Raw genomic sequence first — 22,847 nt, 5'->3', positions numbered from 1 at the left:
TGGCGGAGGTTCAGCAGCTGCTCTTGTAGACGTACTTGGCGATCTCCGGGGTGGCCATGTTGGCCTTGGTGAGCACCACGTACGGGGTGGCGATGCTGGTGGTGGTCGCCTTGCCCTGGAGCGCGGCGAGGGCCTGGTCCACGGCGTCCTTGCCGATCTGCAGCGGCTCCTGGACCACGACGTCCTGGACCACGCCCTTGCTGACGTCGTCCATGATCGGGGCGGAGGTGTCGAAGCCGACGACCTTGACCCGGCCGGTGGCGCCCGCGCTCTGCACGCCGGTGGCCACGCCTTCGACCTCCTGGGTGCTGACCGCGAACACCCCGGCCAGGTCGGAGTTGGCGGCCAGTACGGCGCTGAACTTGGCGGTGGCGGTGGCGGGCTGGCTCTCGCTGTACTGCGGGTCCAGCACGGTGATGCCCGGGTGGTTCTTCATCTCCTCGACAAAGCCCTGCTGGCGAGCGTCGGTGGTGGAGATCCCGGGCTTGGCGCCCATCACCAGGACCTTGCCCTTGCCGCCGATCTCGGTGGCGAGGGTCTTGGCGGCGAGGACACCGCCCGCGTGGTTGTCCGACGCGATCTCGGACACCGCGAGCGAATCGTCGGCTGCCTTGGAGTCGGCGAAGACCAGTTTGATGCCCTGGGCCTTGGCCTGGGTGAGCGCCGGCACCATGGCCTCGCCGGCCATCGGCGAGATCAGGATGGCGTCCGGGTGCTGAGCGATGACCGCGTTGAGCACCGGGGTCTGACTCTCCGGGCTGTAGTCCTTCCCGCCCTGGGCGTCGAAGGACACGCCCTTGGCCTTGGCCTCGGCCTGGGCGCCGCAGGTCAGCGAGGTGAAGAAGGGATTGCCCGCCATGCCCTGGACATAGACCATCTTGTAGTGCTTGCTGCCGCCCGAGCCTCCTGCGGCGGTGGAACCGGAGCTGGAGCAGCCGGCGGTGAGGGCGACGAGCGCGGTGAGGGACACGGCGAGTGCCGCGGATCTCTTGACAGGCATGGTGACGGGACCTTTCGGGCGGGTGGGTGACGGAGCAGGGGGAGCCTGGGGTCAGAAACGTTCGAGGGCACTGCGCTTGAGCTGGTCCAGGTAGACCGCGAAGACCAGGACCAGGCCGATCACGACCTCCTGCCAGAAGGTCTGCACCCGGACGATCACGAAGCCGTTCTGCAGTACCGCGGGGATGAACACACCGATCACCGTGCCGAGGATGGACGCGGTGCCGCCGAAGAGGCTGGTTCCGCCCAGCACCACGGCGGTGACGGCCTGCAGGTTGTCGTTGGTGTGCCCGGCGATGTTGGCGCTGGCGTAGAGGGCCAGGTCCAGGAAGCCGGCCAGCCCGGCCAGGGTTCCGGCCAGCGCGTACACCATGATCAGGTGCCGGGTGACGTCGATGCCCGATCGGCGCGAGGCCTCGCTGTTGGAGCCGATGAAGAGCGTGCGCAGTCCGAACCGGGTCCGGGTGAGCGCGATCCAGGCGCCGATCGTGACGGCCGCCGCGATCACCACGATCCACGGCACCACGCCGAACAGTCGCCCCAGCCCGATGGTGGTGAACAGCGCGGTGGGGACGCCGTTGAGGTCGGAGCCGTTGGTCACCAGCTCGGCGATGCCCAGGGCCACGCCCATCGAGCCCAGTGTGGCGATGAGTGGCGGCACCCTGAGCCGGGCCACCAGCAGGCCGTTGATCGTGCCCCACACCAGCCCGGCCAGGAGCGCGGCGGCCAGGCCCACCAGTACGGCGCCCGCGCCGCCGCCGCCGACAGCATCCATCGCCTTGATCGAGACGACCCCGGCGAAGACCAGCACGGACCCGACCGACAGGTCGATGCCGGCCGTGGCGATCACAAAGGTCGAGCCGACCGACACCACCAGCAGGACCGAGGCGACGGTCAGCATGGTGCGGATGTTGTACACCGTCAGGAAGGAGCCGGGGGCGGCGATCGAGAAGCCGACGACGAGCACGGCAAGGGTGACGGAGAGGTACAGCAGCGAGGAGCCGAGCAGCCGCTGCCGGAGCGTCCGCGCGAGCTGGTCACCGTCTTCGCCCTGCCGGCGTTCCCTGCCGGGGCCCGGCCGAAGACCGGCGGGAAACAGTGCGCTCATCGGGTCGCCTCCGGGGCATCGTGTACGAGTAGTCCGGTCATGGCGGCCACCAGGTCCTCCGCGGTGGCCTCGCCGGTGCGGAAGCGGGCGACCCGGGCACCCAGCCTGAGCACCTCGATCCGGTCCGAGACCTCCAGCACCTGCGGCATGCTGTGGCTGATCAGCACGACCGACACCCCGGCGTCGCGGACCCGCCGGATCAGGTCCAGGACCCGTCGGGTCTGCACCACTCCGAGCGCGGCGGTCGGCTCGTCCATGAAGACCACACGCTTGGCCCAGGTGACCGCACGGCAGATGGCGACGGACTGCCGCTGACCGCCGGAGAGCGTGGCGACCGGCGAGTCCACGTCGTTCAGCTTCTGTCCCAGGGAGGCCAGTTCCTCCACGCAGCGGCGGCGCATCGCGGACTTGTCGAGGAACCCCATGCGGCCCAGAAACCCGGCACGCAGCGGCTCGCGACCCATGTGCAGGTTGGCCGCCGATCCCAGCCCACCGGCCAGCGCCAGATCCTGGTACACCGTCTCGATGCCGGCGGCCTGGGCATCCTGCGGGGAGGCCAGACGCACCGGCTCGCCGTCGATCCGCACCTCGCCGCTGTCCGGCAGGAGCGCGCCGGACATCGCCTTGACCAGGGTGCTCTTGCCCGCTCCGTTGTCCCCGATGAGCGAGACGATCTCGCCCCGATAGACGCTGAAGTCGGCGCCGCGCAGTGCCTCGGCCCGGCCGAAGCGCTTGCGTACGGCGCGGGCTTCGAGCAGGGGTACAGGTGGAACCAGGGGTGGGGAAGGCATGGCGAGGAGTCCCTTCGGCGGGTGTGCGGGCAGCGGGCAGCGACAAACGGCGTGCGGCGAGAACCGGCGTGCAGCGATATACGGCGATCAGCTGCACGCGGGCAGTGAGATGCGCGGGGTATGCGAAACAGGTACGTCCGGGAGCGGGTCGGCTCAGTGGGCGGACAGCATGGCGTCCTCGATGCCGGCCACATGTGCGGCGGCGCGGATTCTTGCCCGGTAGGTGTCCCCGGCGGCGAGGGCCTCGTAGATGGCCCGGTGCTCGCTGAGGGTGAGATGGAGGTCGGATCGATCGGTCACGCCGCACCATGCGTGCGGACGCAGCGTCTTGCCGGAGATGGTCTCCACGATGGTGGCCAGTACCGGATTGCGCGAAGCCCTGGCGATGACGCGGTGGAACGCCTGTCCGTTCTCCGCGGTGAGTTGACGATCCGGGTCCCGACCGCTCACCAACTTCTCGCCCTGGTCCAGTAGTCGGTCCAGTTCGGCGAGCTCGTCCGAACTGATGCTCAGAGCGGCCTTGGCCGCGGCTTCCGGCTCCAGCAGACGACGGACCTCCAGGAAGTGCCGGACCGTGCTGTCGTGGTGCAGATCCACGACCATGTGCATGGTTCCGAGCAGCAACTCCGGGTCGAGGCTGGTGACGTAGGTGCCGTCGCCGCGACGGGTGTGCAGGACGCGCATCAGGGTGAGTGCCCTGACCGCCTCCCGGAGCGAGTTGCGTGACAGCCCGAGCCGCGCGGCCAGTTCCTTCTCCGCCGGGAGCTTGTCTCCCGGCGCGAGTTCACCCGTGATGATCATCTGGCGAATACCGTCCACCGCGTCGTCGGTGAGTGCCACGTACCTCCCTCCCTCGCGCATTAACCCGATGTTTCCTTGAATTGACGGAACCATACGAGCGCGCCGCGTCCCTGTCAATAACCCGATGTTTCCCGCATCCGCGATGCCGCGCCTCGAAGCGTTCCTCTGGCAACAGGCGTGTGTCAGACGGCCTATGGCCCCACCCGCCACCGGCCGACCAGGGGAGGAGGCCGACGGCTCAGGCGGCCTGCTGATGGAGTCGGCGGACTCCGTCCGAGGGCTTGGCCGAGCAAGTCATCCGACTTATCATCGCAACCGCGATGCTTCGGCTTCGCCGTCCCTATCGGGTCCTACCAAGGACGCAACCGCGACAGACGACCGCCCGACGGGGGCGCCTGTTGCGTCGGATGTCACGCGGCGGTCTTGCCCTACGGGAGATCGGGATCGGGCGTGGCGCGAGTCGGTCCGGCGAGCTCAGCCGTCCGCATGGCGCGGCTCGCCGGGCTACTGAACACGGCAACCGGACGGCGGTCGGCCGGCCTCGGGGTGAGAGCACTGGCCGCAGCCTCAGGCCCAGGGTGACCCGCCGACCACGCCGACTGGCGCTCGATCTTCTCCATCAACCTGCCGCTCGGCGTCGCCGTCCTCGTCGCCGCCGGCTGCACCCTGCACCTGCCACAGCAGACCGTCGCCCGCCGCATCGACTTCGAGGGCGCCGCCCTCGCGGCCGCCTTCGCCGGCGCGCTGCTGCTGGTGACGGAGTGGGGCGGCACCGACTACGCGCGGTCCTCGGCCATGATCCTCGGGCTGATCGGCGCCGCGGCCCTGCTCCTCGCGCTCTTCCTCCGGCGGCAGGTGACCGCGCCGGAACCGATCCTGCCCCTGTCGCTCCTCAAGCACCCGGTGCTGCGCAGCGCCTTCGCCCTCCAGGTCCTGCCCGGTGCGGCCCTGACCGGCTCGATCGTCTACGTCCTCATGTACCTGCAGCTCGCCCGGGACACCGCAGCGACCCAGGCGAGCCTGTACCTGATCCCCATGGCGATCGGCATGGCCGTCATCGGCCTCACCTCCGGACGGCTGGGCCGCCGGGGCTGGACCACCCGGACCTTCGTGGTGTCGGGCACGGCGACCGTGACGCTCGCCCTGGCCCTGCTGGCGACGAGCGGCACGAGCACCGGCCTGTGGCTCGTACGCGGCGAGATGCTGCTGCTCGGCCTCGGCTTCGGGCAACTTCTCGGCCAGCTCATCCTGCTCGCCCAGGAGACCACCCCGGCGCACCAGTTGGGGGTGGCCACCACCGCCACTCGGTTCTTCCAGACGCTGGGCAGCGCGCTGGGCACGGTGCTCTTCGGCAGGGTACTGGCACGGGTGTACGGAGCGCACGTGCCCGGCTCGACGACGGGCGCGATCACCCACCTCGAAGGCACGGCACGGACCGAGGCGGTACACGGCTTCGTCGCCGCCACCCACTGGGTCTTCATGTGCGCGGCCGGCGTGATGGCGCTAGCCCTGCTCCTGTCCGTCCTGCTGCCGAAGCGGCCCGGCCCGGCACGGCCGGAGCGGCGGCAGCCGCCGGAGCCGCAGCCGGAGCACGCCGGCACGGTTTCGGCTGTAAACGGTTGAGGCCGCCCGGCCGGACGAACGCCCGTCCGCGTCAGGGCGTCGCATCAGCCCTGGGGGCCGGCCTGGGCACACAACGGCGTGGTTCCCCGTGGCTGTCGCTCAGGTGCGTGGTCCGGCGCCGTGGAGCAGGGTGTCGATGATGCGGGCAGCCAGCGTGTCGGTGTCGATGCCTGAGTCGTCGGGGCTCCCGTGCAGGGACTCCCCGAGCAGTGCGTAGTAGACCCGTCGCAGCCAGTGGAGGTCGGCCGTCTCGTCGATGAGCCCGTCCGTCCGGGCCCGTTCCAGCACGGTGAGGCAGCGCCGGGCGATGTCCTCGTGGAGGACGGCGGCTTCGCTGCCGGGCTCGGACGGCAGTCCCAGCGCGAACGCCCAGGCGCCCTTCACGTCGAGCACGCTGGCCGTGATCCGGTGCAGCGCCACCAGGGGAGGGGCCGTGTCGGGTCGGCCGTCCTCCACGGCTTGGGCGAGCCGGCGGGCGGCGGACGAGGCCAGCGCGTCGATCAGCGTCTGACGATGGGCGAACCGCCGGTGGACCGTTGCCCTGGCCACCCCGGCCGCGGCCGCGATCTGCTCCATCGTCGCGCCCGGATCGGCGGAGAGCACGCGTTCGGCCGCCTCCAGGATCGCGCGCACGCTGCGCTCCGCGTCCGCCCGCAACGGCCGTGCCGTCGACTCGCTCATGGTGCCTCCCACGTGGCCGCTTGGTCCGGTAAACGATACATCGCTGAGTCAACTCCAGGCTATCTGAGACAACTCTGTTGCAGATGCTCGGGAAATGGGTATTCTTCCGTCTCAGTTGCTCGCCACTCGTTGCTCGTCAAGCGAAGGAGATCCCGTGCACAGCGCAGCGCTCGTCACCGGCGCCTCATCCGGACTCGGCGCGGAGTTCGCCGCACAGCTCGCCGCCCGCGGACACGATCTGGTCCTGGTCGCGCGGTCAGAGGACAGGCTCACCGCCCTCGCCGAGAATCTGATCGCGGAGCACGGCGTCCGCGCCGACGTCCTGGTCCAGGACCTCGCCGAACCCGACGCGGCCCAGCGCGTCGCCGACCGGCTCGCCGCCCGCGGTCTGGCGGTCGACCTGCTGGTCAACAACGCCGGGTTCGGCACGTGCGGCCACTTCGAGGACATCGCCACCGACCGTGACCACGACCAGCTGATGGTCAACGTCGTCGCCCTGGTCGACCTCACCCACCGACTGCTTCCCGGCATGCTGGCGCGCGGCACGGGCGCGATCGTGAACGTCGCCTCCACCGCAGCCTTCCAGCCCTCCCCGTACTTCGCCGTCTACAGCGCGTCCAAGACCTTCGTGCTGAACTTCGGACTCGCGCTGCGCCAGGAGTACCGCGGCCGCGGCATCCGCGTGCTCACCCTCTGCCCCGGCCCGGTCGACACCCCGTTCTTCGACGCCATCGGCACCCGTGAGGCAGCCGTCAACGGCTCGATGACCACGCCGGAACCGGTCGTCCGCGCCGCTCTTCGCGCCCTCGACCGCGACCGCGGCTACGTCACCCCCGGGCTCGCCAACGCCCTGTCCGCCCATCTCCTGCCGCGCCGCCCGCGCACCCTGGTCACCGCCCTCGCCGAACGCGTCACCCGCAAGGTCCTCAGCCCCTCGCGCACCGTCCCGCAGCCCAAGGAGTACGCGGCATGACCTCCTCCACGGTCCCGGCGACGGGCGCCGCCGCCGCGATGCTGCTCGTCGGCACGTCGACGGCGGTGTCCGCGACCGTCGCCGACTACCCCGTCCTCAGCGGCCAGGCCCTGCGCTACGGCCTCGCCGCGGCGATCCTTCTCGCCGTCGTGCGCCGCCGGCGCCTGCCCCGCGCCGGTCTGACACCCCGCGACCTCCTGCTCCTCGCCGCGCTGGCCGCCACCGGCCTGGTGGGCTTCAACATCTTCCTGGTGGAGGCGACCCGGTACGCGAGCCCCGCCATGATCGGCACCGTGATCGGCATGATCCCGGTGGTCCTCGCCCTCGTCGGGCCACTGACCCAACGCCGCCGACCCGCCGCCCGGACCATCGGCGCCGCGGCCGTCGTGACCGCGGGCGCCGCCGTTGCCGCCGGGTTCGGCGGCGGAAGTCCGCGCGGTGTGCTGCTGTCACTGGGAGCACTCGCCGGCGAGGTCGCCTTCTCCCTGATCGCCCTCCCCCTGCTGCCCAAACTCGGCCCCCTGAGGGTCGCCGCCTACCCCGCGGCCATGTCCGTGCCCGTACTGCTGGCCGCGAGCGTCGCCATCGACGGCGCGAGCGCCCTGCGGCTGCCCACCCCCACCGAGGCGGCAGCGTTCGGCTACCTCGGCGCACTCGTCACGGCAACCGCCTTCTTCCTGTGGTACGACGCACTGCGCCGGCTGGGCGCGGACCGTGCGGGACTCTTCGCCGGCCTCGTCCCGATGGGCGCGCTGCTCACCACCGCCGTGCTCGGGCGCGGTGAGGTGGGCCCGGCAGATGTCGCAGGCGCCCTGGTCGTCGCCGCCGGCGTCGTCATCGGGCTGCGCCGACCGCCCAGGGCGAACGGCACCGACCGGGACGGCCACCGTGACCGGAACCCCGAACGCGCCAAGGGGCCGCGGGAACTGACGGCGAATTCGTGAACGGGCACCCCGTTGCGGCGTTCGCGGCGGGTGGCGCTGACCGGTCGGTGCCCTCGCGCGCGTCCCTGTGCGACGCCGACCGGTCAGCAGCCCGCACACCGTTCCGGCGAGCCAGGCGTGCGCGCGATCCCCAGGCCGCAGGCCGGCAATCGCCGGCGACCGGGCCCCCTGGTCCGTCGACCGGCGGCCCTTGCCGACGGTGGTCGGAGCAGGGTGGCCCTCCGGCGAGCGGGTAGTGCTCGCCGGAGGGTGTCCGCCGGCCGCAGCGCCGGGCGGGGAGGCTCAGCGCTGCCTCACGTCCTGCTCCACTTCTGGTTGGCGCCCTCGTTGCAGGTCCAGATCTCCAGGAGGGTGCCGTTGGCGGTGCCCGCACCGGTGGCGTCGAGGCACTTGCCCGAGTCGGGGTTGACGACGGTGCCGTCCGAGTTCAGGCTCCACTGCTGCGCGCCGGTGTTGTTGCAGTCGTAGATCTGCACCGGGGTGCCGTCGGCGGTTCCCGCCGAGCGGACGTCGAGGCACTTGTCGCCGTAGACGGTCAGGCGCCCGGACGAGTCGGACGTCCAGGACTGGTTGGTACCGCCGTTGCAGTCCCACAACTCGACCTGCGTACCGTTGGTCTGGCTCGTGTCGGGCACGTCGACGCACCGGGAGGACTGCTGTCCGCGCAGGACGCCGCCGGAGCCGGGTGATGTCGTACCGCTTCCGCCGAGGGCCGCGACCAGGGCCTCGGCCGCGCTCGCCTGCGTCGTCGGAGTCCACAGGGCGAACGGACCGATGAACGAGTTGCCCTGCTGGCCGGAACTGTTGGTGTCGTTGGCCACGATCGAGTTGGCCGTGGTGGTGAGGAACGAGTCGTACTGGGTGCTGCCGGTGGCGGTGGCCAGCGCCCGCAGGTAGCGGGCGAAGATGCCCTTGAACGCCGAGCCGTCACCGCTGCAGTCGGGCTCGCAGCCGTCGTAGAGCACGCCGTTGTGGTTGAAGTGTGCGACCGCCGCGGTGGCGATCGAGTTCGCCGTGTTCAGCAGCGAGGTGTCGCCGGTGGCGCGGGACTGCTCGACCAGCCCCTGCAGGATGACGCCCTGGTTGTAGCTGTAGTCCGCCGTGCTGAAGGTGCAGTCGGGGACGTTGAGCCCGTCCTGGACCAGATTGCCCTGGATGAGGCCCGAGCCCTTGAACCAGTTCCACTCGGCGGTCGCCCAGCCCCCGTAGGTGGTGTCGCCGGGGATGCGGTTGTGCAGTCCGGCCGTGGCGGCGAGGAAGAGCTCGTTGGCGATCGAGGCCTTGTACTGCTTGGCGGTGCTCCAGTAGACGCCGCCGCCGCAGGTGGAGTCCCAGTAGTCGTGCATGTAGTCGGTGGTGGTCCTGGCCATGTCGAGGTAGTCGGTGTTGCCGGTGAGGTCGTAGGCCTGGAGCCACACCAGGGTCCACCAGCCGGTGTCGTCGATGTAGTCGTTGGTGAAGTTGCTGTTCTTCGCGAAGGCACCGGAGATGGCGTAGTCGTACTGCCGGTCACCGGTGGCCTGTTCGTACGTCATCACGGTGCTCAGCGACACCGCAGCGGTCCACCAGCCGTTGCCGTCGATCCGGCCGTCGTCCGCGTCGTACGACTGCATCAGGACCCCGACGCTGCCGGCCGCCGGGGTCGGCGCGGCGTGCGCGCTGATGGTGTGGGGGATCAGCAGCAGCAGGCCGAGCAGGGCGACCATCACCCGTGCGGCCCATCTGCTGAGTGTGGATGTGTCCATCGTTGGTTCCACTTCTTGTGGGGGGTGTTATCGGTCCGTGCGGCGGCCTCCCGATCGGGGGAGGCCACCGCACGAAGAGGGGGAGGCGCCGTGGTCAGGAGGGGATGTTCCAGCGCTGGTTGTCGCCGCCGTTGCAGTCCCAGATCTCCAGCTGGGTGCCGTCGGTGGTGCCGGCGTTCGGGACGTCGAGGCAGCGGCCGGACTGGGGGTTGACCAGGGCCTTGGTGCCCGAGTCGTAGGTCCACTTCTGGTTGTTGCCGCCGTTGCAGTCCCACAGTTCGATGAGGGTGCCGTTGGTGGTGCCCCCGTTGCCGGTGACCTCCACGCACTTGCCCAGCATCTGGAGCGTGCTGTCGCTGTTGACGGTGACCTGCTGGGCGGTGGAGTTGTTGCAGGTCCAGATCTGGATCTTGTTGCCGTTGGTGGTCGAACCGGTGTTGTCGTCCAGGCACTTGCCGGCGTTGTCCGTGGTGACCAGTCCGGTGTGGCCGGCGGGCCCGGGCGGCTTGGCGCCGCCGTCGCCGTTGTAGGAGGGTGGGGCCGAACCGACGGCGGTGGCCCAGTTGGTGTCGGCGGTGGTGCCGAGGATGAGGTCGAGGGTGCCGCCGTCGGCGGCGAAGGACTCGGGCAGGTAGGCGTTGTTCCAGTCGGCGCCGTTGAAGGTGGCGCTCTGCACGTAGGGGGCGCTGTCGGCGGCGGCCGGCGCGTTGACCACCAGGTGGCTGCCGTTGCCGAGGGTGACGTCCACGTCGGTGAACAGCGGGCTGCCCAGGGCGAGGTCGGAGGTGCCCGGGGTCTCGGGGTAGAAACCCATCGCGGAGAAGACGTACCAGGCGCTCATGGTGCCGAGGTCGTCGTTGCCGACGCCCCAGTCGGCCGGGTCGTCGGGCCAGAGCTGGTCCTGGACCTTGCGGACGACCGCTTGCGTCTTCCACGGCTGGCCGACGTAGTCGTACTCCCAGGGCAGTTCGATGGACGGCTCGTTGCCGAGGTCGGCGTGTGAGCCGCCGGAGCCGTGGAAGTCGGACAGCACGCTGTCGAGGTAGGAGGCGAGCTTCGCGTTGCCGCCCATGGCGCTCGCCAGTCCGGCGATGTTGTGCGGGACGGCGCCGGTGTACTGCCAGGACGTGCCCTCCACGAACTGGTCGCTGCTGGTCGGGTCGAAGCCGCCCTTCCAGGACCCGTCGGTCTGCCTGGGCTGGATGAAGCCGCTGGACGGGTTGAAGATGTTCTTCCAGTCCTGCGCCCGGTTGGCGAACTGCGAGGCGGTCGTGGTGTCACCCAGCGACGTGGCGAACGCGGAGGTGGCGAAGTCCTGCGCGCTGTACTCCAGCAAGGTGGCGGCCGAGCCGTAGAAGTCCTTGGGGTAGGACCCGTCGGACGGCAGGTAGCCGTACGTGGTCTGGAGGTCCAGGCCCATCCGGATCGGGTTGGTGGTGGTGCCCTCCTTGATCATGTCCGCCAGCGCCGCGGAGGTGTCGAAGTCACGGGCCCCGAAGGCGTAGTAGTCGGCGATGATGGCAGGTCCCGGATCACCGTTCATGACCTGCGTCTCGGCCGAGTTCAGCGACCACTTGGGGAAGGCGCCGTTCTGCGCGTAGTCGTTCACGAGTGACTGCGCGCTGTCGCTTGCCTGTTGGGGCGCGACGAGGGCTTCCAGCTGGGCCTGGGTGCGGTAGATGTCCCAGCCGGAGTAGGTGCCGTACTGGGCCTTCTGGTTGCCGGAGACGGTGTGCACCTGGTGATCGAAGCCCCAGTACTTGCCGTCGCTGTCGCTGAGCAGGTTCGGGTGCAGCAGCGAGTGGTACAGCGAGGTGTAGAAGACTTGTCGCTGGTCGCTGGTGCCGCCGGTGATCGCGACCTTGCCCAGCACGTCGTTCCAGGCGTCGTGCGCGGCGGTGCGGGTGCCGTCGAAGTCCCAACCACCGTTCTCGGCAACCCGGTTGGCCGTCGCGCCGGCGATCGAGACGTACGACAGGCCGACCTTGGCCTGCACCACGTGGTTGCCGCTGGTGTCGAACGTCAGGGAGTCGCCGCCGTCGAAGGTGCCGCTGGAGGTGTACGGCTGGTCGAAGACCATGTCGAAGTACGCGGTGTAGGACGGGGCGGAGGCGCAGAACAGGCCCGCGTCGATCGAGCCGCTGACCTCGGTGCTGCTCACCTTGTTGAAGTGCAGGTCGGCGGCCTTGTCCGCGTTCAGCTTGAACAGCAGGTTGGCCTGCGTGGTGGCGGGGAACGTGAATCGCGCCATGCCCGAGCGGGCGGTGGCCGTCAGCTCGGTGTCGACCCCGTTGTCGAGATCGACCGAGTACGCGCCCGCGCTCGCCGACTCGTTGCTGTGGCTGAAGCCGACGGTCGCGTTGCCGTCAACGTTTCCGGTGGTCGGCAGGACCGGGATGTCGCCCATCGCACCGCAGCCCGGCCCCGAGATGTGGTTGAGGCTGAAGCCCGTGACAACGTTGTCGGAGTACGCGTAGTCGCCGCCGGGCGGACGCGAGGGCGTGTCCGGACTCCACGAGACCATCCCGAACGGGGTGTCCGCGCCGGGGAAGGTGTTGCCCCCGTTGGACGTGCCCAGCAACGGGTTGACCAGTGAGGCCGGGTCGGTCACCGCCGCGGGTGCGGCGGGTGCGGCATGGGCGGTGGTGGGGGAGGCGAGCCCGAGAAGGAGGAGGCAGCTCGCCAGGGGGATGCGCCATCGTTTCATTTTGCGGCTCCAGGTGCAGACGGCACGGGCGTTGCTGAACCGGTGGGGGGTGAGCCCCGCACAGCAAAGGGCAGTTCCCGAACGCCTGTCAACGCACTCGACCGAAATAGCGAACATGACCCAACAGACGTCGGAGGAAAGATGTTCGAACGTGATCGGTTGTCACTGGGCCGGGGAGCCCCCGGCGCCGAGGGGCGGCATGATGCGCCTCGGACGTCCGCGCGGCTCGTCGCCCCAGTTCAAGAGGGTGCGGACCGGTCACCGGCAGCGGGTGGGTATCGGGCGGAGGGCGCCGAGGCGTAGAGCCGTCCCGAGGGTCATGGGAGTGCGATCGCGCAGGGGCGCGTCGGGCGGCCGGTGGGCAAGCGGTCCGACCATACGTTCAGACCATTGACGCGAGGAGGGCCGCTGGCTAGCTTCGGAGAGCGCTCTCCCCTTGTCGTCAGTGCGCCCCACCGCAACCGGTCGGATAGTGAGGGAGTTCCCATGCGTGCTGCCCGCGGTGCCGTATGTCGGTCCGACAACGTTGTCAGGCAACGTTGCCTCAGGGCGCTCGGTCGGAAAGTCGTCGAGGTGGCCCTGCGGTCGCCCCGCGCAGGTGGGTGCGACGCCGGCTGTTCGTTTCTGTCCACTCGTCAGAGGCCTTGGCCGGCAAACGAACACGACAGCACACTCCGCGCGATTCCCACCAGCAAAGGTTGTCACTCATGTCACGACTACGGAGACTTACCCCCCTGTGGGTGCTTGCGCTCCTTGCCGCTCTTCTCGCTGTCGCTGTCGCTCCGGCGCAGGCGGCCACGACCACCATCACGGTGGACGGGTCCCAGGGTGGTAGGACGTTCGACGGGATCGGCGCGATCAGTGGCGGTGGCGGCAACTCCCGTCTGCTGACGGACTATCCGGCCGCCCAGCAGTCGCAGATCCTCGACTACATGTTCAAGCCGGGCTACGGCGCGAACCTCCAGTTGCTGAAGCTGGAGATCGGCGGTGACGCCAACTCCACGGACGGCTCGGAGCCGTCGATCGAGCACAGCAAGGGCACGGTCAACTGCGACGCGGGTTACGAGTTCTGGCTCGCGGAACAGGCGGTGAAGCGCAATCCGAACATCGGCCTGTACGGACTGGCCTGGGCCGCGCCCGGGTGGATCAGCGGCGGATTCTGGTCCACCGACACCATCAACTACCTGATCTCGTGGCTGGGCTGCGCCAAGCAGCACGGCCTGACGATCAGCTACCTGGGCGGCTGGAACGAGCGCGGTCACGACGCGAACTGGTACATCCAGCTGCGGTCGGCGCTGGACAACGCCGGTTACTCGGGAGTGAAGCTCGTCGCCGACGACAGCGGCTGGGGCGTGGCCGACGACATGGCGTCCAACTCCGCGTTCAACAACGCCGTCTCGATCATCGGCGCGCACTATTCGTGCAACGGCGGTGACGGCGGTGACGCCACGTCCTGCTCGTCCACCACGACCGCGCAGAACAACGGCAAGCCGCTGTGGGACAGCGAGAACGGCTCGCAGGACATGAACACCGGCGCCCCGGCGCTGATCCGGGCGATCACCCGCGGGTACATCGACGCGAAGATGACCAGCTACTTCAACTGGCCGCTGATCGCCGCGATCTACCCCAACCTGCCGTACGACACCGTGGGCCTGGCCACTGCCGGCTCGCCGTGGTCGGGGCACTACACGATCGGCGCCAGCACCTGGGCCACCGCGCAGGTCACCCAGTTCACCCAGCCGGGCTGGAAGTTCATCGACTCCGCGTCGGGCTACCTCGGCGGGAGCGAGAACAACGGCACGTACGTGACGGTGAAGTCCGACACCACCTCGGACTACTCCACCATCGCCGAGACCACCACCTCCACCTCCTCGCAGACCGTGAACTTCCACGTCCAGGGCGGCCTGTCCACCGGAACCGTGCACGTGTGGGCGACCGACGTCAACAGCCCGAGCGATGCGACGTCCTTCGTCCACACCCAGGACATCACCCCCTCGGGCGGCTCGTACTCGCTGACCATGCAGCCCGGTTACGTCTACACCGTCACCACCCTGGCCGGCGGCGGCAAGGGCAGCGCCACCGCCCCCGCCGACCACGCTCTCGCGCTGCCCTACTCCGACACCTACGACAACGATGCCGGCGGCACCGAGGCGAAGTACCTCTCGGACATGCAGGGCTCGTTCGAGGTCCAGCCCTGCTCCGGCCGCACGGGTCAGTGCGTGCAGCAGATGGCCCCGGTCAAGCCGATCGAGTGGCAGGACGACTCCGACTCGTACGCGCTGATCGGCGACCCGACCTGGACGAACTACACCGTCAGCTCGGACGTCTACCTGCGCAGTGCCGGCACCACCGAGCTGATCGGCCGGGCCAACACCCAGCAGCGGCCGCAGTCGCACATGAACGCGTACTACCTGCGCATCCGTGACACCGGCCAGTGGTGGATCGAGAAGATGTACACCGACGGCTCCAACCACACCCTGGCCACCGGCACCACCACCGCACTGGGCACCGGCACCTGGCACAACCTGTCCTTCACCTTCCAGGACAGCCAGATCAGCGCCAAGCTCGACGGCAACCAGTTCGGCTCCGTGACCGACACGTCCTTCTCCAGCGGACAGGCCGGCCTGGGCATCCAGGGCTACCGCACCGACCAGTTCGACAACCTCGACATCACCCCCGGTACCGGCGGAGGCCCGGTCGGCACCCCGGGCGGCACCGGTGCGGTCGTGTCGGCCAACGGCGGCAAGTGCCTGGACGACGACACGGGTTCGACCACCAACGGCAACAAGATCCAGATCTGGACGTGCAACAACTCCGCCGCCCAGCAGGTCACCGTCGGAACCGACGGCACCCTGAAGGTCCTCGGCAAGTGCGTCGAGGTCACCGGAAACGGCGGTACCGCCAACGGCACCCTCATCGAGCTGTGGGACTGCAACGGCGGCAACAACCAGAAATGGACGTACACCTCCTCGACCGGAGCACTGGTCAACCCCCAGTCCGGCCGCTGCCTCGACGTCCCGAACGCCGGCACCACCGACGGCACCCAGCTGGAGATCTGGGACTGCAACACCGGCGACAACCAGCGCTGGACCGTCCCCACTTCCTGATCCCTGCCTGAACCGACCCGGGCGGACACCCGTCGTGGCGTCCGCCCGGGCCGCCGCCAGCCGACTTCTCCTCCCGGCGACACACAGCCCCGGCGCGTGCGCCGCGTTTCCACGAACGCTGACTTCGGCACCGGCGGCACCACCTTCCGGCCGACACTGCCGGCCGGTTGGGGCGACGCGACGCTCAACGGCGCCAACCAGCGCTGGGCCACCCCGTGAACCGCCGTCCCCTGACCGCGGGATCTCTCGCCGGAGACCACTTTCGGACAACGTGACATTCTATGCTGGTCACCACATGTGTCTGGAGGATCGATCATGGCCCATCTGTCGTCTCGCAGTGCCATTCCGGTGCGGGAGAACCTGCGCGACCAGGTGGCCAACGCTCTGCGTGCCGCTCTCGTCGCGGGGGAGCTGCGGCCTGGTGTGGTGTATTCCGCGCCCACCCTCGCCGCTGATCTCGGGGTGTCGGCCACGCCGGTGCGGGAGGCGATGCTCGATCTGGCCCGGGAGGGGCTGGTCGAGGCGGTGCGGAACAAGGGTTTCCGGATCACGGAGGTCACCGAGCGGGAACTGGACGAGTACACCGAGATCCGCGAGCTGATCGAGGTTCCGACGATCGGACGTGTCACGGCCGTGGCCGGCGCCGAGCAGTTGGAGGCGCTGCGCCCGCTGGCCGAGGAGGTCGTCCAGGGTGCCCGGCGGCATGACCTGATCGCGTATCTGGAGGCGGACCGGCGCTTCCACCTCGGGTTGCTGGGCCTTGCCGGTAACGCCCACCTCGTCCAGGTGGTGGGCGACCTCCGCAAGCGCTCGCGGCTGTACGGGCTCACCGCGCTGGACGCGAAGGGCCGCCTGGTGGAGTCCGCCGAGGAGCACCTCGAACTGCTCGACCTCATGCGCGCCGGGGACGTCGAGGGCGCGCAGGCGTGCATGCGGCGCCACCTCGGCAACGTCCGCTCCCTGTGGGCCGACGCCCCGGAGGGGGCCCCGTCCGCCGGGCTCGATCGCGGCACGAGCTGACGGTCCGCCTGATTGACGGGCGGCCTGAACCGGCACCCTGACGGGTATTCAACTCCTCCTCCACGGAGAGCCGTTCGGGCTTCCGCCCGCCCCTGAGCGGGACCCAGGGCACAGCTCGGTAACGGTAGTGACGAATCCTTGTAGGTGCAATTTCACATTACTATGTTACGTGCCACATCGCGTGATGCAGGTCCTCGTATCCACAACGGAGTGGCACATCATGACCAGGCACACCCCTTCCCTCTCGGCCGCCTGCCTGGCGGCCTCCCTCCTCCTGACCGCCGTGGCCTGCGGGCCCAAGGACGACGGGAGCGCGGGCAGACCAGGCGGCGCCAAGAAGTCAGGCGTCGCCTCGGGCACCGTCATCGGCGGCACCCCCAAGCGCGGCGGCACCCTGACCATCCTGTCCAACCAGGACTTCGCCCACCTCGACCCCGCCCGCAACTGGGTCATGCCGGCCATGGACTTCGGCACTCGGCTGCTCTATCGGACGCTGACCACGTTCCAGGCGAAGCCCGGCGCGGCCGGCGACAAGATCGTGCCCGATCTCGCCACCGACCTCGGCCGCGCCACCGACGGCGGCCGGACCTGGACGTTCACCCTCAAGTCGGGCCTGACCTACGAGGACGGTTCGCCGATCAGAGCGCAGGACATCAAGTACAACGTCGAGCGCTCCTTCTCGCCGGACCTGACCGGCGGTCCCGGATACGCCCGCCAGTACCTCGCCGACACTGCCGGCTACAACGGCCCCCTCGACGGCAAGCACCTGTCGTCCGTCGTCACGCCGAACGACCGGACGATCGTCTTCCACCTCAAACAGCCGGTGGCCGAGTTCCCCTACACCGTCACCCTGCCCACCTTCGCCCCGGTCCCGGTGTCCAAGGAGACCGGCGTCCGCTACGACCTGCGGCCGTTCTCGTCGGGCCCGTACAAGATCCAGAGCTACCAGCGCGGCAAGCAGATGGTGCTGGTCCGCAACACCCACTGGAACCCGGCCACCGACAGCGTGCGCAAGGCGTATCCGGACCGCATCGTCGTCAAGATGGGCCTGGACGGCGGGCAGATCGACGACCGGCTGATCGCGAGTTCCGGTGCCGACGCCTCGGCGGTGGAGTGGGCGGACATGAGCCCCGCGAGTGTCGCGAAGGTGCTGCCGAAGTCCGGCCTGCGGGCGCGGCTGTTGGCAGAGCCCACGGGTTGCACCGACGTGCTGTACCTCAACACCGCCCGCGGGCCCTTCACCGACCCGAAGGTCCGCACGGCCATGCAGTACGCCGTCGACAAGTCGGCCCAGGTGACGGCGAACGGCGGGCCCGCGCTCAACGACGTCGCCGACCGCTACCTGCCGCCGGTCCTCACCGCAGGTACCGTCGCCCCGGTCTACGACGTGCCGCCCACCGGTGACCCCGCCCTCGCCAAGACGTTGCTGGCCAAGGCCGGAAAGTCCTCGTTCAGCGCCACCCTGACCGTCTCCACCGGCGACAAGAACCGCGCCGAGGCGATCCAGGCGTCCCTGGCGAAAGTGGGGGTGAAGGTGCAGATCACCACGGTGGACGCGTCGGTGTTCTACGACACGATCGGCGACACCGCGCACGCGCCGGACATGACCATCGGGGGATGGTGCCCCGACTACCCGTCGGCGTCCACCTTCCTGCCGTTCATCTTCGACGGCCGCACCATCGTCGCCAAGGGCAACCAGGGCAATTACAGCCAGTTCCGCGACCCCTCGGTCGAGCACCGGATGGACCAGATCTCGACCATGGCGAACGCCGACGAGGCGGCCGTCGCATGGAAGAGCCTCGACGCGACGATCATGCACGAGTCCCCCGCGGTGCCGCTGCTGTGGCCGCGCAAGCCACTGCTGGTCGGCACCAACATCGCCGGCGCCTACGGGCACTCCGCGTGGACCGGGCAGTTCGACTTCGCGGCCATCGGCCTCAAGGACCCGTCCAAGAGCCAGGGCTGAGGAGCGCCACCACCATGAGCACACCTGTGAAGGCCCCCCGGCTGCGGTTGGCCGGGCGTCTGAGGAAACAACCTCCCGGGCGGGCACGGCCCGACGATTCGTCCGTGGCGGCCGGGACCGTCGGTCCCTGGCAGCGGGCCTGGCGCCAACTGCGCCGGGACCGGGCCGCGTGCGCCGCGCTGGCCGTGGTGGTCCTGCTGGTCGCGGTCGCCGCGGCCGCACCGCTGCTGGCCCGGCTGGGCGGCTGGTCGCCCGACACCTTCGACGAGAACGCGATCGACCCCTACCTCGGCGGCATGCCCCGGGGCTCGTTCGGCGGCATGGGCAGCACCCACTGGCTGGGCGTCGAACCCGTGACCGGCCGCGACCTGTTCGCCCGGGTCGTCTATGGCGCGCAGGTCTCGCTGCTGATCGCGTTCGCCGCCACCGCGATCGTCGTGGTGGTCGGCACCACGGCCGGCATCAGCGCCGGCTACTTCGGCGGACGCGTGGACACCCTGCTGAGCCGGGCCATGGACCTGACCATGTCCTTCCCCTCGCTGATCTTCATGATCGCGATGATGTCGGTGGCTCAGGACATCAACCGCGTCGCGCTGATGACCGCCGTCATCGGGCTCTTCGGCTGGCCGGGCATCGCCCGCGTGGTCCGCGGGGAGACCCTGTCGCTGCGGCACCACGAGTACGTCGACGCGGCCACCGTGGGCGGCTCCAGCGCCCTGCGCATCCTGACCCGGGAGATCCTGCCCAACGTCTCGGGCCCGGTCATCGCCTACACCACGCTGCTGGTCCCCGGAATGATCAGCACCGAGGCGGCGCTCAGCTTCCTCGGCGTCGGCGTGCGGCCGCCGACCTCCTCCTGGGGCCAGATGATCTCCGAGGCCGTCACGTACTACGACACCGACCCCATGTTCTTCGTGATCCCCAGTGCTTTCCTCTTCCTCGCCGTGCTCGCCTTCACCGTCCTCGGCGACGCACTGCGCGACATCCTCGACCCACGGGGAGGGCGGTCATGACGCTGTACGTGATCCGGCGGCTGGCCGGCGCCGCACTCGTCCTCATCGCCGTGTGCGCGATCACCTTCACCATCTTCTACCTGCTGCCCGCCGACCCCGCGGCCGCCGCCTGCGGCAAGACCTGCACACCCGAACGCCAGGCCCTGGTACGCCACATGATGGGCCTGGACCAGCCGGTGTGGCGGCAGTTCACCGACTACCTCACCGGCATCTTCGCCGGCCGCGACCTGGGCAGCGGCCCGCATGCCCTGCACTGCGGCTTCCCCTGCCTGGGCTACTCCTACGAGAACTCGACGCCGGTGTGGAACCTGCTCACCGACCGGATGCCGGTGTCCGCGTCGCTGGCGGTGGGCGCGGCAGTGCTGTGGCTGGTCATCGGACTCGGCGCGGGCGTCACCGCGGCGCTGCGCAAGGGCACGCTGACCGACCGCGGTCTGATGGTGGGGGCGGTCGCCACCGCGTCGCTGCCCGTCTACTTCACCGCCATGGTGCTGATCTGGGGCGTGGTGCGGATCGCCGGGATACTGCCGTACCCGTCGTACGTGTCGCTCACCGGCGACCCGCTGCACTGGGCGTCGAACCTGCTGCTGCCCTGGATCGCGCTGGCGCTGCTGTACGCCGCCATGTACGCCCGGCAGAGCCGCAGTTCGATGATCGAGGCGATGACCCAGCCATACATCAGGACCGCACGGGCCAAGGGCATGCCGGAGCGCACGGTGGTCGTCAAACACGGCCTGCGTTCAGCGATGACGCCCGTGCTGACCATCTTCGGCATGGACCTGGGCGGCCTGCTGGCCGGCGCGGTCATCACCGAGAGCATCTTCGGTATCCCCGGAGTCGGCCAGCTCTTCTACGACGCGCTGCGCCGCTCGGACCAGCCGGTGATCCTCGGCGTGACGCTGCTGGCGGCCTTCTTCATCGTCGGCGCGAACCTCGTCGTCGACCTGCTGTACGCGGTCATCGACCCGAGGGTGAGGTACTGACGATGCGTCAGGAAACCGCTGGTGGCACGGTGCTGTCCGACAGCGTCGGAGCCGCGCCGACGCCGCTGCTGCGCGTGGACGATCTGAGCGTGTCGTTCCCGACGCCGCGCGGTACGGTCCGCGCCGTGGACGGCCTCGGCTTCACGGTCGAACGTGGCCGCACTCTCGGGCTGGTCGGAGAGTCGGGCTCGGGCAAGTCGGTCACCTCGCTCGCCGTGATGGGGCTGCATGAGGGTGCCGAGGTCACCGGCTCGGTGCGGCTCGACGGCCGGGAGCTGACGGGGCTTCGGTCCGCGGAACTCAGCGCTCTGCGGGGCCGCCGGATGGCGATGGTCTTCCAGGACCCGCTGTCGAGCCTGCACCCGTACTACACCGTCGGCGAACAGATCGCCGAAGGGTACCGGCGGCACTTCAGGGCGGGGCGGGCCGTCGCCCGGCGCCGGGCCGTGGAGATGCTCGGCGAGGTCGGCATCCCCGAGCCCGCACGCCGGGTGGGGGAGTACCCGCACCAGTTCTCCGGCGGTATGCGGCAGCGGGTGATGATCGCCATCGCGCTGGTCTGCGAGCCCGACCTGCTCATCGCCGACGAGCCGACGACCGCGCTGGACGTCACCGTGCAGGCCCAGATCCTCGAACTGCTGGCCCGCATCCAGGAGGAGCGCGGCCTCGGGGTGGTGATGATCACCCACGACCTGGGTGTCGTCGCCCGCGTCGCTCACGAGGTCCTGGTGATGTACGGGGGCCGCGCGGTCGAACAGACCTCGGCGGACACGCTGTTCGCCGCCCCCGCGCATCCCTACACCCGCGGGTTGCTCGACTCGCTGCCTCGGCTCGATGACCCGGATGACGCACCGCTGCGTACCATCCCCGGCTCGCCGCCGTCCCTGCTCGCGCGCGAGGAGGGCTGCGCGTTCCTCGCCCGCTGCTCGCGTGCGGCGGGCGCGGGGGAGGCGGACAGGCAGCGCTGCGCCGGCGAGCGGCCCCGACCGGCCGCACCGCCGCGGACGGTGCCCACCGGCGGTACCTCGCATCAGGTCGCCTGCCACCTGCCCCTGCCCGCCGTCGGGCCCGACGACCCCCCGGTTGCCGGCCCGCCGGTCCCCCCGCCCCTCACCGCCAAGGACGCCCGATGACCGACACCCCCGCCGTGACGACCGAACGCCGGACGAGGGCAGGGGCCGCGCCGGACGATGTGCCGCTGCTGTCGGTCCGTGGCCTGGTCAAGACCTTCCCCGGCCGACGCCGGCGCGGCCGGGCGACGCCTCCGGTCCGGGCCGTGGACGGCGTCGACTTCGACGTCGCCGCGGGGCGCACCCTGGGTCTGGTCGGCGAATCCGGCTGCGGCAAGTCCACCACCGGACGGATGATCGTGCGGCTGCTGGAGCCCACCGCGGGTACGGTCGCCTTCGCCGGGCAGGACATCAGCCACCTGCGGGCGCGGGAGCTCGGACCCTTGCGCCGGAACGCGCAGATGGTGTTCCAGGACCCGAACTCGTCGCTCAACCCGCGTCGTACGGTGGCCCGCACGGTGGCGGACCCGCTGCTGGCGCAGGGGGAGACGGCCGGCCGCGCACGGGCCAGGGCCGCCGAGCTGCTGGACCTCGTCGGGCTGCTCCCCGAGCACCTCGACCGGTATCCGCACGAGTTCTCCGGCGGCCAGGCGCAGCGGATCGGGATCGCACGTGCGCTGGCCACGCAGCCGCGGCTGATCGTGGCCGACGAGCCGGTCTCGGCACTCGATGTCTCGGTTCAGGCCCAGATCATCAACCTGCTCGAACGGCTGCAGTCCGAACTCGGCCTGGCCTACGTCTTCGTGGCCCACGACCTGTCGGTGGTCAAGCGCGTGTGCGACCGGGTGGCGGTGATGTACCTGGGGCGGATCGTGGAGATCGGCGACCGGGCCAGGGTGTACGGCGACCCCGCGCATCCCTACACCACAGCGCTGCTGTCCGCGGTGCCCGTGCCGGACCCGGCGGTGGAGCGGGCCAGGGAACGCATCGTGTTGCGGGGTGATCCGCCGAGTCCCGCCGCACCTCCGCCGGGCTGTCCGTTCCATCCGCGCTGCCACAAGGCGCAGGACCTGTGCCGGGTGGAGCGCCCGGAGCTGGCGGGATCGCCGTCGCGTCAAGTGGCCTGCCACTTCCCCGAGTCCGGCTGACTCCCGGAGCCCGGCCGGGTGCGGGCATCGACCCGGGCATAACATTTCACATGTCACCTGGGGCGCCGGAACGGCGCCAGCCGCCGCGAGCCGGCGCCCGGGCGGCGCCCACCCCCAACCCCCATGGTCAGGAGACAGTGGTGACCCAGCCGACCTTTGCGAACCCCGACGCCGCCCAGGCGGGTACGAGCGAGCGCATCAAGCGGAAGAACGGTCTGCTGCCCGCAC

At 70.0% G+C, this 22,847-nt stretch carries 18 protein-coding genes; 11 read left to right on the top strand and 7 right to left on the bottom strand.

Annotated features, from left to right (window positions below; translation table 11 throughout):
• Window positions 1-10 precede the first annotated feature (10 nt).
• The 4 genes from OG370_RS02860 to OG370_RS02845 all read right to left on the bottom strand — a co-directional run bounded on the left by OG370_RS02860 (window position 11) and on the right by OG370_RS02845 (window position 3,738).
• On the bottom strand, window positions 11-1,000 hold the full coding sequence (locus OG370_RS02860) for an ABC transporter substrate-binding protein (protein WP_328460215.1): 990 nt from the start codon (window positions 998-1,000) through the stop codon (window positions 11-13).
• 51 nt (window positions 1,001-1,051) lie between these two features.
• Window positions 1,052-2,107, bottom strand: a complete 1,056-nt coding sequence (locus tag OG370_RS02855) for an ABC transporter permease (RefSeq protein ID WP_328460213.1) — start codon at window positions 2,105-2,107, stop codon at window positions 1,052-1,054.
• Window positions 2,104-2,898, bottom strand: coding sequence for an ATP-binding cassette domain-containing protein (locus OG370_RS02850; RefSeq protein ID WP_328460211.1), 795 nt, complete (start codon window positions 2,896-2,898; stop codon window positions 2,104-2,106). Before OG370_RS02850 ends, OG370_RS02855 begins: the two co-directional genes overlap by 4 nt.
• Window positions 2,899-3,051: 153 nt before the next feature.
• Window positions 3,052-3,738: a FadR/GntR family transcriptional regulator gene (locus tag OG370_RS02845; RefSeq protein ID WP_328460208.1), complete on the bottom strand. Its 687-nt coding sequence runs from the start codon at window positions 3,736-3,738 to the stop codon at window positions 3,052-3,054.
• A 570-nt stretch (window positions 3,739-4,308) separates the two neighbouring features.
• On the opposite strand from OG370_RS02845, the gene OG370_RS02840 reads away from it, so the two are divergent.
• The gene (locus OG370_RS02840) at window positions 4,309-5,322 is read left to right on the top strand and encodes an MFS transporter (protein WP_328473739.1); all 1,014 of its coding nucleotides are present in this window, start codon (window positions 4,309-4,311) and stop codon (window positions 5,320-5,322) included.
• A 99-nt stretch (window positions 5,323-5,421) separates the two neighbouring features.
• Here OG370_RS02840 and OG370_RS02835 read toward each other — a convergent pair whose 3' ends face one another.
• A complete protein-coding gene (locus tag OG370_RS02835) occupies window positions 5,422-6,003 on the bottom strand; it encodes a TetR/AcrR family transcriptional regulator (RefSeq protein ID WP_328460206.1) in 582 nt (193 codons plus the stop codon).
• Between the two features lie 154 nt (window positions 6,004-6,157).
• On the opposite strand from OG370_RS02835, the gene OG370_RS02830 reads away from it, so the two are divergent.
• Both OG370_RS02830 and OG370_RS02825 read left to right on the top strand, forming a co-directional pair.
• Complete coding sequence (locus OG370_RS02830) at window positions 6,158-6,976, top strand: SDR family NAD(P)-dependent oxidoreductase (RefSeq protein WP_328460204.1); 819 nt, start codon at window positions 6,158-6,160, stop codon at window positions 6,974-6,976.
• Entirely contained in the window at window positions 6,973-7,920 is a 948-nt protein-coding gene (locus tag OG370_RS02825; RefSeq protein ID WP_328460202.1) for a DMT family transporter, read from the top strand. Before OG370_RS02830 ends, OG370_RS02825 begins: the two co-directional genes overlap by 4 nt.
• A 293-nt stretch (window positions 7,921-8,213) precedes the next feature.
• On the opposite strand, the gene OG370_RS02820 is transcribed toward OG370_RS02825, so the two are convergent.
• Together OG370_RS02820 and OG370_RS02815 are read right to left on the bottom strand one after the other, a co-directional pair.
• A complete protein-coding gene (locus tag OG370_RS02820) occupies window positions 8,214-9,665 on the bottom strand; it encodes a glycoside hydrolase family 76 protein (RefSeq protein WP_328460200.1) in 1,452 nt (483 codons plus the stop codon).
• Window positions 9,666-9,759: 94 nt separating this feature from the next.
• Complete coding sequence (locus tag OG370_RS02815) at window positions 9,760-12,372, bottom strand: lectin (protein WP_328460198.1); 2,613 nt, start codon at window positions 12,370-12,372, stop codon at window positions 9,760-9,762.
• A gap of 740 nt (window positions 12,373-13,112) precedes the next feature.
• Between OG370_RS02815 and OG370_RS02810 the strand changes: the two genes are divergently transcribed.
• From OG370_RS02810 to OG370_RS02775, 8 genes are all read left to right on the top strand, one after another.
• Entirely contained in the window at window positions 13,113-15,479 is a 2,367-nt protein-coding gene (locus OG370_RS02810; protein ID WP_328460196.1) for a ricin-type beta-trefoil lectin domain protein, read from the top strand.
• Between the two features lie 96 nt (window positions 15,480-15,575).
• The gene (locus OG370_RS02805) at window positions 15,576-15,698 is read left to right on the top strand and encodes a hypothetical protein (RefSeq protein WP_328460194.1); all 123 of its coding nucleotides are present in this window, start codon (window positions 15,576-15,578) and stop codon (window positions 15,696-15,698) included.
• Between the two features lie 96 nt (window positions 15,699-15,794).
• On the top strand, window positions 15,795-16,499 hold the full coding sequence (locus OG370_RS02800; RefSeq protein ID WP_328460192.1) for a GntR family transcriptional regulator: 705 nt from the start codon (window positions 15,795-15,797) through the stop codon (window positions 16,497-16,499).
• 220 nt (window positions 16,500-16,719) lie between these two features.
• Window positions 16,720-18,465 (top strand): ABC transporter substrate-binding protein, encoded by a 1,746-nt coding sequence (locus OG370_RS02795; protein ID WP_328460190.1) that lies wholly within the window; start codon window positions 16,720-16,722, stop codon window positions 18,463-18,465.
• Window positions 18,466-18,479: 14 nt separating this feature from the next.
• Window positions 18,480-19,478: an ABC transporter permease gene (locus OG370_RS02790; protein WP_328460188.1), complete on the top strand. Its 999-nt coding sequence runs from the start codon at window positions 18,480-18,482 to the stop codon at window positions 19,476-19,478.
• Window positions 19,475-20,461 (top strand): ABC transporter permease, encoded by a 987-nt coding sequence (locus tag OG370_RS02785; RefSeq protein ID WP_328460186.1) that lies wholly within the window; start codon window positions 19,475-19,477, stop codon window positions 20,459-20,461. Before OG370_RS02790 ends, OG370_RS02785 begins: the two co-directional genes overlap by 4 nt.
• A gap of 2 nt (window positions 20,462-20,463) precedes the next feature.
• A complete protein-coding gene (locus OG370_RS02780) occupies window positions 20,464-21,594 on the top strand; it encodes an ABC transporter ATP-binding protein (RefSeq protein WP_328460184.1) in 1,131 nt (376 codons plus the stop codon).
• The gene (locus tag OG370_RS02775; RefSeq protein ID WP_328460182.1) at window positions 21,591-22,619 is read left to right on the top strand and encodes an ABC transporter ATP-binding protein; all 1,029 of its coding nucleotides are present in this window, start codon (window positions 21,591-21,593) and stop codon (window positions 22,617-22,619) included. The genes OG370_RS02780 and OG370_RS02775 overlap by 4 nt, the downstream gene beginning before the upstream one ends.
• The last annotated feature ends 228 nt before the right edge of the window (window positions 22,620-22,847 follow it).

Origin of the sequence: Streptomyces sp. NBC_00448, from assembly GCF_036014115.1 — a bacterium.
Classification (GTDB): domain Bacteria; phylum Actinomycetota; class Actinomycetes; order Streptomycetales; family Streptomycetaceae; genus Actinacidiphila.
This window is presented reverse-complemented; position numbering and strand designations above follow the sequence as displayed.